The sequence below is a fragment of the Flavobacterium sp. KACC 22758 genome (genome assembly GCF_028736135.1).
GTDB classification, from domain to species: Bacteria; Bacteroidota; Bacteroidia; order Flavobacteriales; family Flavobacteriaceae; genus Flavobacterium; species Flavobacterium johnsoniae.
In genome coordinates, this window is record NZ_CP117878.1 from 2,060,294 (window position 1) to 2,074,907 (window position 14,614).

Genomic DNA, 14,614 nt, shown 5'->3' on the forward strand with positions numbered 1-14,614 from the left:
AATGGATATTAGAAAAAAAATTACTTTTACTTATGTAGCACTTTCTACCTTTAGTACCTTGCTATTGAGTATTATAGTATTCGTTTTATTTAGAGAAAATAACCGTTATCATTTCTTGAAAAGACTGGAAGACCGCGCAAAAATTGTAGCTTCTATCCATTTTCAGCATGATCCCGAAAAAATCAAATATTACAGCAATTTAAAGAAAAACGGGCTTGAGGAACTTATTGAAGAAGAAGAATATGTTCTTAAAATAAACAGTGCCAATAGCTTCGATTATAATACTAAATTAAATCTTCCAAATAAGTTTTATTCTAATATCCTTGCAACCGGAGAAGATTATTTTGAAGTCAACAGCAAATATTATCTTGGGCAGGTTTTTACAGAAAGAGACCAAAAATATATTGTAATTGTTGGCGCGCGCGACCGCAGAGGAAAAACTACAACCGTTTATATTGTCAAAATATTGCTTTTTGGGGGTATTGGTTTTATACTTCTGGCTTTCTTTTTAGGTCGTTTTCTGGCTAAAAGAGTTATAAATCCTGTAGCAAGAATAACAAAAGAAGTTAACAGAATCAGTGCTTCAAATCTTCATAACCGATTGCCGGCCGTTAAAAACTCTGATGAAATTTCAGATCTTACAGAAACCTTCAATGATATGCTTGACAGGCTTGAAACATCATTTGAAATTCAGGCCAATTTTATCAATAATGCTTCACACGAATTAAAAACGCCAATTACTACGATTATTGCCGAGGCGGAAATTATGCTGCTAAAAGAACGTGAAGTAGCAGAATATATAGAATCATTACAAAACATATACGGACAGGCTTCAAGATTAGGAAACCTCACCGAAAGTTTATTAAAACTGACTCAAACGGGTTACGATGGAAATAAACAGGTTTTGGATATAGCCAGAATCGATGAATTACTGTTGGAGGTAAAATCTGATTTAGATAAAATTTTCCCAGACAACCGTGTGAGTATTAAAATGAATTTTGCGCCAAAAGATTCTAATTTACTTTTAATTCCCTGCAATAAACCGCTTTTAGAACTGGCGATTAATAACATTATAACCAACGGCGTTAAATATTCAGACAATAATGAAGTATTCGTAACGCTTTCGGCAAATCTGGATGCCATTAAAATTTCGATTAATGATATCGGGATCGGAATTCCGCCGGAAGATATTCCGCATTTGTATGAACCTTTCTTTAGAGGTAAAATTGCGGCCAAATATATAGGTTACGGTTTAGGTCTTCCATTGGCTTCAAAAATCATTCGCATGCACGACGGAGAAATACAAGTACAATCAGAACAAAATAAAGGTACGATTGTGACCATCATCTTTAAAAAAACAAATCCGAAAAAGAACAACATTAAAAATTCTAATGTTGAATCTTAGAAAAATCTAATTTAAGATTAAGACCCTTCTAATTTTCAGGCAGTTATTTTGTATGTATAAACTAAAAGATTATACATATGAAAAATTTCCTAATACCTACTACTTTAAAAGATGATACAATTTCTGCTGTAAAATCAGCAATTAGTCAGGCAAAAGAATCAGGCTGTGAAATTGTTCTAATGATGGTTTCTGAAACTCCGGATGCCTTTTCATCCTCTAATTTTTTAAGAGAAATGAGAACCGGACTTACCAAAAGTCAGGAAGAAGTTCTCGAAACCTGCAGATATATGATTGATCATACTAAAAACTGCAAAATTAAAATCCATAATCAATACGGACTTTCGTCTCCCATTTTTAGAGGAATCATCGAGCATTTTGCTGTAAAATTGGTTATTCTGACCCATTCTTATAAACAGGAAACAAAGCGCATTCACCAATATTTAGTGCAATTAGCCGCAAATCAAAAATGCCCGATTCTGCATTTAGGAAACGAACAGTTCAAACAAGATTTCACAAAAGCACTTTATATCGAAAACAGCAGTGCTAATATTCATGTAAAAGATGTGCAACAGTATTTAAATCAGAATTTCTCGTATGAAATTGTAAGCCAGACTTCCAAAATAGATGAAAATTACGAAGAAGTTGCGCCTTATTTAACCGAAGCCATTTCGAAATACGAAATAGATTTACTGGTAGAAACCCGTAAAGGAGAAAAAATCAAATTTAAAAAAGTAAAAAAACAAGATATTAATGAAAAACTGGGACTTCCGGTGCTTTCATTATATGAGGAGCTGGCTTAGTTTCTGGTGCTTAGTAATTAGTGCTCAGTCCCTGGTAAATAGTGATGAGTTAATATTATTTTTTTAAATCTAAAACGAATCACTAAAGACTAATTACTAAGAACTAATTACTAAGAACTAATTACCGTAATATTAATTTAATTTAAAACCGAAAATATGTTATTAAGAAAAAGAATACCAATGAAGTACGTTCTCGGGAAAATTAAAGTAGAAATTGCTCTGGTACTGGCTTATACCGTACTATTTGAAATATTTCACCATTATTTTGTTACACTTCCCGTAGATATTCCAATTGCGATTCCAACCATGATTGGAACCATTATATCTCTATTATTAGCTTTTAAATCCAATCAGGCTTATGACCGCTGGTGGGAAGCCCGAATTGTGTGGGGAGCCGTTGTAAACGATTCGAGAACCTTAATCCGTCAGGTGCTGACGTTTTATAAAGACCCTGATTTTTCTGTTGAAGCAAGCGAATTCAAAGAAAACTTTGCCAAAAGACAAATCGCCTGGTGTTATAGTTTAGGAGAATCGCTTCGAAACCGAGACGCTATAAAACCGTTAAAAGGTTTAATGAGCGATGAAGAAATAAAATACATCAAGAACCATCAAAACGTTCCAAATGCTATTTTAATGCTTCATGCGCGCGATCTTAGAAATGCTAAAATCGAGAAGAAAATCAATATGTACCAACAGGTTGAAATCGATAATACATTATCGAGATTATGTGACGAAATGGGAAAATGCGAGAGAATTAAAAACACTATTTTTCCAACCACATACAGTATGTACATTAGGCTGACTTTGTGTTTGTTTATTTTATTACTGCCGTTTGGACTGACTAGTGTATTAAGCTGGTTTGCAATTCCGTTGATTACAGCAATTGGTGGGGCTTTCTTTTTAATCGAAAGAATGGCAATACATTTACAGGATCCATTTGAGAACAGACCAACAGATACGCCTGTAACAGCAATTGCCAATACAATTGAAAAAAATATCAAGCAAATGCTGAATGAATATCAAAGTGAATTTGATATCCTGAAAGAATTTGATCTAAAAGACGAACCTAAGAAAGTCGAAAAAGACGCTTATTTCGTTTTATAACTTTTTAATTTTGGTCTCTTTAATTAATTGTTGGCCGGATGGTGAGTAGTTGCACTGTCCGGTTTTTTTATAAAACGTATTTTCTAAATACTTTTTGCCAGTCTTCCTAAAGTTCGAATAGATTCACGCAGTTCATTCGTCCATGGAAGTCCAAAACTCAAACGCATACAATTTGAAAATTGATCCTGGAAAGAAAAAATTCTTCCCGGCGCAATGCTTATATTATGTTTTAATGCCAAATGATAAAAAGCAGAAGTGTCGATTTTTTTATCCAATTCAACCCAAAGGAAAAATCCGCCTTGGGGCTGGCTTACTTTTGTACCAGCCGGAAATGATTCTAAAACTGTATTGATGTAATTATTGCAGTTTCGGTTCAGGATTTGGCGAATTTTGCGGAGATGATTTTCATAACGTCCGTTTTTTAAAAAATCGCCTACCACTTCATGCGTAATAGTAGGAGAGGAGATCGTATGATATAATTTTGCTCTCAGGATTTCTTTTTTAAATTTTCCCGGAGAAACCCATCCAACGCGATAACCCGGTGCCAGAGTTTTAGAAACCGAACTGCAGCAAAGTACAATACCGCTTTCGTCATAGGTTTTGCAATTGGTCGGTCGGCTTGAGCCAAAATATAAATCGCCGTGAATATCATCTTCAATTAACGGAACATTATAGAAATCCATCAAGCGGACAATTTCTTTTTTGTGTTCATTCTGCATCATACTTCCAGACGGATTGCTGAAATTGCTCATCAAAACACAAGCTTTAACTTTGTTTGCCGAAAGTGTTTTTTTAACAGCTTCAAGTTCAATTCCCGTTGTCATATTAGTAGGAAGTTCCATTACATACAAACCCAAAGATCTGGCTAATTGCAGAATACCAAAATATACCGGACTTTCGGTAATAATTGTGTCTCCCGGTTTTGTCAAAGCCAGTAAACAATCTGAAATAGCCGAAATACAGCCCGGAGTTGTAATAATATCTTCTTCAGTCAAAGAACCGCCCCATGTAAAAGACCAGCGCGCAATCTCTTTTCTTAAATTACTGTTTCCCTGAATTTCCTCATAACTTGTACCGCTGTTTGGTAATTGGCGCATTGCCTGAACCATCCCTTTATTCAGTTTTGCAATTGGTAACAGTTCATTTGAAGGAAAGCCAAGCGAAAGCATCGTTAAGTCTTTTTTGCGCATATCGCCGTAAACCAAATCCACTAAATCTTCGCGTTCAATATTTTCGACACTTAAAATTGGTGTGCTGGCAGAAGGTTCAGGAATAGTTCTCGCCGAAATATTACTCACATAATAACCAGACTGCGGGCGCGATTCAATCAGCGAACGGCTTTCAACTTCATAATACGCTTTGCTTACCGTACTCATGCTGTAACCCGTTTCTGCACAGACTTCTCTTATCGACGGCAGTTTATCGCCAACATTTAAAAGACCTGATTTGATTTGTTTTTCAATCACGTCTGCAAACTGTAGATATAAGTAATTTGAGTTTCCCATAAAATTAAACTGTTATGGTGCAATTTACAAAAACTGTATCTGTATTGCTATTTTATTTTTTAGAAATTTGTCTCTTCAAAAAACAAAAACTGTCGTGAAAACCACTAAATATTACATCGCTGCAATTACTGCCTATACCACTTGGGGATTTTTTAGTTTGGTTTTAAGACCAATACACGAATATCCTGCGCTCGATATTTTGTTTTATCGCGTTTTCAGCTGTAGTATTTTAATGCTTTTAATTACCTTTTTATTTAAAAGAAAAGCATTTCAGGAAACCATTGCAATTTTCAAATCCTTACCTGATTCTGAAAAGAAAAAAGCAGTTTTATTAAACATTGGCGGGAGTTTCTTTTTAATGGCGAACTGGTTCACGTTTATTTATGTAATGAATCATGTAAGTGTAAAAGCAACTTCTCTGGCTTATTTAGTGTGCCCAATTTTAACCACATTACTGGCATTTTTTATCCTAAAAGAAAAACTGGCAAAAACACAATGGCTGGCAGTTGGTTTAAGCATTTTAGGATGTTTGTTATTGTCCTATGCCGATATTATGGATATGTTTTTCAGTATTATTATCGGTTTTACTTATGCATGTTATCTGGTAAGTCAGCGTGTTAACAAAGGTTTTGACAGGTTCATTGTACTGACATTTCATATTACTTTGGCAGCTATTTTATTATTCCCTTTTTATCCGGAATACAGCGGGCCTATTCCAACTGAATTTAAATTTTATTTCTGTATAGAAACCATCGCCATTGCATTTACAATTATTCCATTGTTCCTAAACTTGTACGCCCTTTCAGGAATCAACTCATCAACCGTTGGAATGTTGTTAAATGTAAATCCGATGATTGCTTTTTTATTAGCAAATTTTGTCTATCACGAAAAAATCAGTGCTTTGCAAATCAGTGCTTACGGCATTATTTTTATTGCAGTGTTAGTTTTTAATTCACATCATATTTTTGCTATAAAACAGAAATATATCCTGTCGTCTAAAGATTCTCACTAAGTTAATCTTGTATTTTTTATTGGTTTAAGGTATAAAATTACGAGAATCTTAACAGGAATATTAAACAGGAATGAGTATTTTTCATTCCTGTTTTTTTATGCAGTAAAATGAAATACACACCGCAGATTGTACAGATTAAACGGATTATTTTCTTTGTTTTAAAAACTCCGGCAAAAAAATCCCTTTAATCTGTGTAATCTGTGGCAAAAAATAATTAAAAACCGAATCTCTATTATATGAAACCAGCTAAACTTCAAGCCTTTACTCCGTTGTTTTATTTAGTGTGGTCTGATGATCTTTTGACTCAAAAAGAATTTTCGACACTAAAAGAATTTATAAACTCCTTAAATGTTTTATCAGAAGAAGAAAAAGAATATTTACTGTCTAAAGTAGACATTTCAAATCCGCCTTCACGAAACGAACTCACACAATGGAAATTAGACATTGAAAAAAGTATTCAGGATAAATCTTCAATTAAATCAATATTTGATATTGCAGAAGCGCTTTCGGGAAGTGATTTAGATTTAACGCCAATTGAATCAGATTTTATAAAACTTGAAAATGATCTTGGAATTTTAGGCGAAGAAGCGCTTCAGAACTTTAAAACAAAAGCCGATTCTTTTACCGCAAATTCACATACTACAAGCAATTTTGATATTCAGAAAATAACTGAATTTCTGGATGGGAAAGAAGCACCAATTATAAAAAAGGTAAAATCGGTTATTTCCCGACCAGAGTTTGCATACGAAACATCTACAGATATTAGCGTTTTCCGCCAGACGGTTTACAATTGGTGTAAAATTCTGGCCGATGAAAACTTAGGAAATATGGCATATCCAAAAGAATATGGCGGCGGAGGCAATGTAGAAGATTATTTTGCTATTATGGAAACGCTGAGTTATCACGATTTAAGTTTAGTGATAAAATTTGGCGTTCAGTTTGGACTTTGGGGTATGAGTGTTCAGTCTCTTGGAACTGAAAAACATTATGCTAAATATTTAAAAGATATAGGTTCGCTAAAACTTCCGGGTTGTTTTGCAATGACCGAAACACATCACGGATCGAACGTAAAAGGTCTGGAAACTACTGCAACTTATAATCATTCAGACAAAACTTTTACCATACATACACCAAACAAAAATGCTCAAAAAGAATACATCGGTAACGCTGCAGTTCATGGTCAGATGGCAACGGTTTTTGCTAAATTAGTTATAGACAATCATGATTATGGCGTAAATGCTTTTGTAGTGCCATTGCGTGACACAAACGGCAATACGGTAAAAGGAGTAACAATTGGTGACTGCGGTCATAAAATGGGATTAAACGGAGTAGACAACGGAACAATCAGCTTTGATAATGTCGTGATTCCAAAAGAAAATATGCTGGATCGTTTTGCTTCTGTAAACGATAAAGGAGAATTTGAAAGTCCGATTCCGAGTGATAACCGAAGATTTTTTACGATGTTAGGAACTTTGGTGGGAGGAAGAATCGGGATTCCGCGTTCAGCTTTGGCAGCAGCCAAATCCGGATTAACTATTGCCATTCGTTACAGCGACCAGCGCCGACAATTTGGTCCTGAAGGCGGATCTGAAGTTCCAATTTTAAATTACAGAATGCACCAGCGCAGATTATTACCGCATTTGGCAAAAACCTATGCTGTTCATTTTGCGCTTCAATACCTTACCAAAAGATTTTTGAATAAGAAAGAAGAAGAAATGCAGGAAATTGAAGCACTTGCCGCAGGAATGAAATCCTATTCAACCTGGAGTACAAGAGATATCTTGCAGGAATGCCGTGAAGCCTGCGGCGGAAAAGGTTATTTATCTGAAAACAGAATTGATGCACTTAAAAATGATACTGAAATTTACACCACTTTTGAAGGTGATAATACAGTTTTAATGCAGTTAGTAGCTAAAAACCGTCTATCTGAATTCAGAAAGTCTTTTGGCGAAATGGGTTCTTTGGGAATCATCAATTATGTATATGAAAATGCCAAAACGGCAATTACAGAAAAAAATCCAATCGCGACCCGAAGAACAGACGACGAACATTTACTTGATACGGAGTTTCATCTGCAGGCTTTTGTACATAGAGAAAAAACAATTCTGGCTTCGGCAGCAAGACGTATCAAGAAATTAGTCGACGGCGGATTAGAAGCCTATGATGCTTTTAATGTTGTACAGCATCAAATGATCGATGTAGCTCAGGCTTATCTGGAACGTATTGTTTTAGAACAGTTTCAGGAAGCTGTTAAAACCATCGAAGACGAAAACTCAAAGCAAATATTGACAAAATTATATCAGTTATATGCGCTTTCGCAGATAGAAAAAAACAAAGCCTGGTATTTAGAAGACGGCTATATGGAAGCTGTAAAAACCAAGGCAGTCCGTAAAATTGTAAATCAGCTTTGCTGGGATATTCGTCCGGACGCCGTAGCGTTGGTAAATGCCTTTGATATTCCGGAAAGCTGTTTAGCAGCACCAATTGCAGTTTAGATTTTTTAATCAAAAAATTCCACTTGAATATTCGAATAGAATAATTAAGTGGAATTGTCTTTTTTATATCATTTGTAATATGAAATAAGTTTTCTTATATCTTATTTGAAAGATAATCAGTTTTAAATCATTGTTTTATTGAAATAATTTGATTTTTCAAAATCCTGAATGTTGATAGAAATTACAGGAACCTGTGGAAGTAAAGAGTTTAGTTTTGTTACGATTACTTTAGATAAATTCCCTTTTTGATCGTCGTTTCGGCCTTCCATTATGTAACTAAAAACGTGTATAAAATCATCCAGAGTATTTCCGTTGTTGTAATAACTAAAAGGATTGATGCGTACTTTAATTTCAGATGCCGTAAATAATCCAGTTGATAAAGCTGCGTCAAAAACTTCCTGCATTATATCATCTGCAGATTTTAACCGAATTACATTTTCTGAACAATCTATTATAAAGTGCGGCATAATTTTAAGTTTTAGGTTAAATTTTTATTGTAACAAAATTATGAAAAACGATACTTGTAATACGTGGTAGAAAAGATATTTTTCTATTTTACACTTTAGTATATTTGTGCGTTTCATTTATCTCTTAATTAGTTTGAAAAATCTATTCCTGTTATCTTTTATAGTTCTTATCTGCTTTCCGGTTTTTGCGTTGGATAGTACTGATACTATTTTAACTAAGCTCAATTTTGCTTTAAAAAATAAAGAGCATTATGTAAGGCTGAAAGAAGAACGAATTTTGAATTTCAAAAAAATAAAATCTGATAACTTAACTCAGGAACAAGAATACAATTACAACAAAACGTTATATACAGAATATCAAAAATTCAATTCAGATTCGGCAATATTGTATGTGAAAAAGAATTTGAAGATTGCTGTACAGCTTCAAAATAAAGAACTGGAAGATCTGGCTAATCTGCAATTAGTTACCTTATATTCATCTTCAGGTAAATACCGCGAATCTGAAGCTATTCTGAAAAGCATCAACAAAAAAACACTTTCAGCACATTTACTGCCAACCTATTATATTTCTTATCGCGAGTTTTTTGAACATTATGCGGCAAACAGTTATAATGATGAATACCGCCTGCAGATTATAAAATACAGAGATTCGCTGCTTAAAGTTTTAGATCCTAAAACATTAGATTATAAAATCAACAGAATACAGCAGAACATTTTTCTTCGAAAATTTGGTAATACACAAAAGCAATTACTGGCATTATTAAAAAATACGCCAGAAGAGAATCCGCAGTATGCTATGATTACCTATTTGCTTGGTAAAATTAATGAAGCAACAAACAATCTGGAGCTTAGAAAGAAATATTACGCACTTTCGGCCGCATCAGATTTAAAAAATGCAAATAAAGATAATGCTTCACTGCAGGAACTTGCTTTAGTTTTTTATGAAATTGGCGATGTAGATATGGCTTACAAGCTTACACAATCAGCCATTGAAGATGCCTTATATTGTAATGTACAATTCCGTACACTTTTAATGTCAGAAGTATATTCGATTATCAATACCGTTTATTTAGAGAAAGAAGCCAAGCGAAAAACTGAATTACAGTTATACTTAATCTGCATCAGCTTATTATCTGTTTTTTTAGTTGCCGCAGTAATTTATGTTTACAAGCAAATGAAAAAGGTTTCTAAAATTCGTGCTGAATTGTATGAAACGACTCAAAAACTGGCAAAATTAAATAAAGAAATAACCGAGACAAACGAACAGCTGCAAGAAACCAATTCGCAGTTATCAGAATCTAATCATGTTAAAGAAGAATACATTGCGCATTTTTTCAGCCTTTGTTCTACATATATTAACAAACTTGAGAATTACCGTATCATTTTAAATAAAAAAGCAACGGCTAAACAGTTTGATGAAATTTACAAAATGCTAAAATCGACTACTTTAGTTGATAATGAACTCGAAGAGCTTTACAAGAATTTTGACATTATATTTCTAAATCTTTATCCAACGTTTGTAAAAGATTTTAATGCGCTTTTAATTCCCGAAGAACAGATTGTTTTAAAACAAGGAGAACTGCTGAATACGGAGCTTCGAATTTTCGCTTTAATCCGACTTGGAATTACAGACAGTGTTAAGATAGCGGCATTTCTTCGTTATTCTTTAAGCACAATTTACAATTACAGAACACGGGGCAGGAATAAAGCCGCAGTTTCGAGAAATGATTTTGAAGAAATGGTCATGAAAATTGGCTCAATGGCATTAAAATCCTAAATAAACATTTTAAAAGCACTACTTTTTTTAGTGCTTTTTTTTATTTATTTAATTGTTAATCAATTATTTAATTTTTTAAATCACTACTTTTTTGCGTTTAAAAATGTAACATGTACGATAACGTTTTAGTTTTACAATATTATTAAAAGGTACTTCTGACCAATAGTATCTTTTTAGAAATTGAATGCTTAAATAAATTATAATAGTTATGTTTAAAAACGTTAAAACAATCGTTGTTTTAGTTTTATTGAGTTCATTCGGATTGAATGCACAAAATAAAGTTCCGGTTTATCTTGATGATAAGAAGCCAATTGATGAGCGTGTAGAAGATGCGCTTAAAAGAATGACAACCGAAGAGAAAATTGCCATGATTCATGCGCAGTCTAAATTTAGTTCACCTGGAGTGAAACGTCTAGGAATTCCTGAAAACTGGATGACCGACGGACCGCACGGAATTCGTACTGAAGTAAAATGGGACGAATGGGATCAGGCTGGATGGACAAATGACTCTTGTATCGCATTTCCGGCTTTAACAGCTCTTTCTTCAACATGGAACAAAGAACTATCTTCTTTATACGGAAAATCAATTGGAGAAGAGGCACGTTACCGTAACAAAAATGTACTATTAGGACCTGGAGTAAACATTTACAGAAGTCCATTAAACGGCCGTAATTTCGAATACATGGGAGAAGATCCGTTTTTGGCTGCAAAAATGGTTGTACCTTATATTAAAGGAGTACAGGCAAACGGTGTCGCTGCTTGTGTAAAACACTTTGCATTAAACAATCAGGAAACAAACCGTAATTCTGTAAACGTAATCGTTGATGATCGTGCATTATACGAAATTTATCTTCCGGCTTTTAAAGCTGCAGTTCAGGAAGGCGATGTTTGGTCGATTATGGGATCTTACAACAAATACAAAGGACAGCAATGCTGCCACAACGAATATTTGTTAAACGATATTCTTCGAGGCGAATGGGGCTTTAAAGGTGTTGTAGTTTCAGACTGGGGAGGAGTAAATGATACCAAACAAGCTATTCACAATGGTCTTGATATGGAATTTGGTTCTTGGACAAATGGTCTTTCATGGGGAACAAGTAATGCTTATGATAACTATTACTTAGCAAAACCGTATTCAGAAATGATTAAAAAAGGTGAAGTAGGCACAAAAGAGTTAGACGAAAAAGTACGTCGTATTTTACGTTTATCTTTCTTGACTACAATGGATAGAAATCGTCCGTTTGGATCTTTTGGAACACAAGAACACGCTGATGCAGGCCGTAAAATTGCCGAAGAAGGAATTGTATTATTACAAAACAACAATAACATTCTTCCAATTAATCTTTCTAAAACTAAGAAAATTGCAGTAATTGGAGAAAATGCTATTAAAATGATGACAGTAGGAGGGGGAAGTTCTTCTCTTAAAGCAAGATACGAAATTACACCTCTTGAAGGTTTAAAGAAAAGAATTGGAAATCAGGCTGAAATCGTGTATGCACGCGGTTATGTGGGAGACCCAACAAGTAACTACAACGGAGTTGTTGCAAAAGTAAGCTTAGAAGAAAAACGTCCACAGGCTGAATTAACTGCCGAAGCTTTAAAAGCAGCTAAAGATGCAGATATCGTTCTTTTTATTGGAGGTTTGAACAAAAGCCCAAATCAGGATGATGAAGGACACGATCGTAAACAATTGGAATTGCCTTATGGTCAGGATAAATTAATCAGCGAATTAGCGAAAGTAAATAAAAACATTGTTTTTGTAAATATTTCAGGAAATGCAGTTGCAATGCCGTGGGTAAAAGAAGTTCCTGGAATTGTTCAGGGATGGTTTTTAGGAACTGAGGCTGGAAACGCTTTGGCAAATGTTTTAGTTGGAGATGTAAACCCTTCTGGAAAACTTTCTTTTACTTTCCCTGTAAAATTAGCTGATAACGGAGCTCACGCTTTAGGAGAATTTCCAGGCGGCGATGAGGTAAAATACAACGAAGGAATTTTTGTTGGATACCGCTGGGCTGATAAAAATAAAGTTAAACCATTGTTTTCTTTCGGACACGGATTAAGCTATACAACTTTTGCTTACGGAAAAGTAACAGCTGATAAAAAACAACTTTCAAGCAGCGATAAAATTACATTTTCTGTGAATGTGAAAAATACAGGAAGCAGAGAAGGATCTGAAGTTGTTCAGCTTTATATCAGCGATTTAAAATCTTCATTACCACGTCCGGTAAAAGAATTAAAAGGATTTGAAAAAGTTTCGCTAAAAGCGGGGGAAGAAAAAACAGTTACGTTTACTATCGATAAAACTGCCTTAAGTTTCTTTGATGATAAAAAACACGACTGGGTTGCAGAACCGGGAGCTTTTGAAGCAATTGTTGGAGCATCTTCAACAGATATAAAATCGAAAGTGGGCTTCTCACTTCAATAATTTCATTATTTCTAAATTGGTTGGTTAGTAAAAGCTGCAAGTGTAAAAATTTGCAGCTTTGCTTTTGATTTAATTTTGCCATTAGGATGATTAAGAGAACTTTATTTTCTGAAATGTTTTGACGCTAAAACAAGATTTATTAAGTTCAGCTTAATTTTCTTAATATCTTTTGATGACAAAATTGTATCATGAACAGAAATGCACCTTTACAAAATAATACACACCTGTACAAGTTGGGTTAATGGCTGTATCTCTAGACGGAAAAGGTTTCGAAGCTAAATTCGAAAATTTCACTGTAAAAACATCTTCCGGACCAGCGAATATCAGAATGGCTTAAAATCACCAATAAAACAATTATAACTAACTATTAACCATTAATAATTAACCATTTTATGAGTTCAGTTTCAGTTGACATTCAACCCAAAAAACACTATGAAATTTTAGACGGACTTCGAGGAGTTGCCGCTGTATTGGTTGTAATTTTCCACATTTTCGAAGCTTTTAATGAAGGAAGCCGTTTTAAACAAATTATGAATCACGGTTATCTTGCCGTAGACTTCTTTTTTCTTCTCTCAGGATTTGTTGTAGCATATGCCTATGATGACCGCTGGAGTAAGTTAACCCAATGGGAGTTTTACAAACGACGCTTAATCCGCTTACAGCCCATGGTAATTATGGGAATGATAATTGGAGCCATTTTTTATTATTTTCAAGAATCAAGTGTTTTTCCGCAAATAGCAACAATGCCCGTTTGGAAGTTATTATTAACAATGGTAATTGGTTTTACACTGCTTCCAATTCCGCCGTCAATGGAAATTAGAGGCTGGGGAGAAATGCATCCTTTAAATGGTCCGGCATGGTCACTTTTTTTTGAATATATTGCTAACATCTTGTACGCCCTAATTTTTCGCAAATTTTCAAATAAAGTACTATCAGTATTCGTATTGATATTTGCCGGACTTTTAATAAACTATACTGTATTTGGCCCAAAAGGGGATGTAATTGGCGGATGGTCCTTAAATCTGGAACAAATGAATGTGGGTTTTACACGTTTATTATATCCATTTTTTGCTGGGGTTCTGCTTTCTCGTTTAGGAAAACTAATTCATATTAAAGGTGCTTTCTGGATTTGCAGTATTATGATTATAGTTATATTCTGGATGCCAAGATTTGGGGATGAAAATACTTTATGGATGAACGGTTTATATGAATCTTTTAGTATTATTTTTTTATTCCCGTTAATTGTTGCCATTGGTGCCGGAGGCGAAATTAAAAATCCAATTTCACTTAAAATATGTAAAGCCTTAGGAGATATTTCGTATCCTATTTACATAATACATTATCCATTAATTTATTGGTATATGGGCTGGGTTATTGAAAATAAAGTTCCATTAAAAGACGGTTATATATTAGGAATCGGTGTTTTATTTGCCAGCATAACTATTGCCTATTTATGTTTAAAACTATATGATGAACCGGTTCGTAACTGGCTTCAGAATAAATTTCAAAAAAGAAGGAGTTAAGTTTAGGTTCAAAGACACAAAGGTTCAGAGGTACAAAGGGAAGAACTTTGTCCCTCTAAACCTCACTAAAAATATTGAATTTCTTAATTTTGTTAGTTATG

Annotated in this window: 10 protein-coding genes; 8 read left to right on the plus strand and 2 right to left on the minus strand. The window is 34.2% G+C overall.

Going from position 1 to position 14,614, the window contains the following annotated elements; genetic code table 11:
* Position 1: 1 nt before the first annotated feature.
* The 3 genes from PQ462_RS08930 (at position 2) to PQ462_RS08940 (ending at position 3,309) form a co-directional block, all read left to right on the plus strand.
* The gene (locus PQ462_RS08930) at positions 2-1,405 is read left to right on the plus strand and encodes a sensor histidine kinase (RefSeq protein WP_274253174.1); all 1,404 of its coding nucleotides are present in this window, start codon (positions 2-4) and stop codon (positions 1,403-1,405) included.
* Positions 1,406-1,482: 77 nt separating this feature from the next.
* Positions 1,483-2,205 carry a hypothetical protein gene (locus tag PQ462_RS08935; protein WP_274253175.1) on the plus strand — a complete coding sequence of 241 codons (723 nt, stop codon included), beginning with the start codon at positions 1,483-1,485 and terminating at the stop codon, positions 2,203-2,205.
* Positions 2,206-2,361: 156 nt separating this feature from the next.
* A complete protein-coding gene (locus PQ462_RS08940; RefSeq protein WP_337992972.1) occupies positions 2,362-3,309 on the plus strand; it encodes a bestrophin family protein in 948 nt (315 codons plus the stop codon).
* Between the two features lie 83 nt (positions 3,310-3,392).
* Here PQ462_RS08940 and PQ462_RS08945 read toward each other — a convergent pair whose 3' ends face one another.
* On the minus strand, positions 3,393-4,814 hold the full coding sequence (locus PQ462_RS08945; RefSeq protein WP_274253177.1) for an aminotransferase-like domain-containing protein: 1,422 nt from the start codon (positions 4,812-4,814) through the stop codon (positions 3,393-3,395).
* Positions 4,815-4,908: 94 nt separating this feature from the next.
* Here PQ462_RS08945 and PQ462_RS08950 point away from each other — a divergent pair, with 94 nt between their 5' ends.
* Together PQ462_RS08950 and PQ462_RS08955 are read left to right on the plus strand one after the other, a co-directional pair.
* Positions 4,909-5,826 carry an EamA family transporter gene (locus tag PQ462_RS08950; RefSeq protein ID WP_274253178.1) on the plus strand — a complete coding sequence of 306 codons (918 nt, stop codon included), beginning with the start codon at positions 4,909-4,911 and terminating at the stop codon, positions 5,824-5,826.
* A 236-nt stretch (positions 5,827-6,062) separates the two neighbouring features.
* Positions 6,063-8,321 carry an acyl-CoA dehydrogenase family protein gene (locus PQ462_RS08955; protein WP_274253179.1) on the plus strand — a complete coding sequence of 753 codons (2,259 nt, stop codon included), beginning with the start codon at positions 6,063-6,065 and terminating at the stop codon, positions 8,319-8,321.
* A gap of 122 nt (positions 8,322-8,443) precedes the next feature.
* Here the strand turns inward: PQ462_RS08955 and PQ462_RS08960 are convergent, their stop codons facing one another.
* Entirely contained in the window at positions 8,444-8,788 is a 345-nt protein-coding gene (locus tag PQ462_RS08960) for a 5-carboxymethyl-2-hydroxymuconate Delta-isomerase (RefSeq protein ID WP_073409263.1), read from the minus strand.
* 133 nt (positions 8,789-8,921) lie between these two features.
* Here PQ462_RS08960 and PQ462_RS08965 point away from each other — a divergent pair, with 133 nt between their 5' ends.
* The 3 genes from PQ462_RS08965 (at position 8,922) to PQ462_RS08975 (ending at position 14,513) form a co-directional block, all read left to right on the plus strand.
* A complete protein-coding gene (locus tag PQ462_RS08965; protein WP_274253180.1) occupies positions 8,922-10,565 on the plus strand; it encodes a DUF6377 domain-containing protein in 1,644 nt (547 codons plus the stop codon).
* Between the two features lie 208 nt (positions 10,566-10,773).
* Positions 10,774-12,990, plus strand: coding sequence for a glycoside hydrolase family 3 C-terminal domain-containing protein (locus PQ462_RS08970; RefSeq protein ID WP_274253181.1), 2,217 nt, complete (start codon positions 10,774-10,776; stop codon positions 12,988-12,990).
* Between the two features lie 392 nt (positions 12,991-13,382).
* Positions 13,383-14,513, plus strand: a complete 1,131-nt coding sequence (locus PQ462_RS08975; protein WP_274253182.1) for an acyltransferase family protein — start codon at positions 13,383-13,385, stop codon at positions 14,511-14,513.
* Positions 14,514-14,614 lie beyond the last annotated feature (101 nt).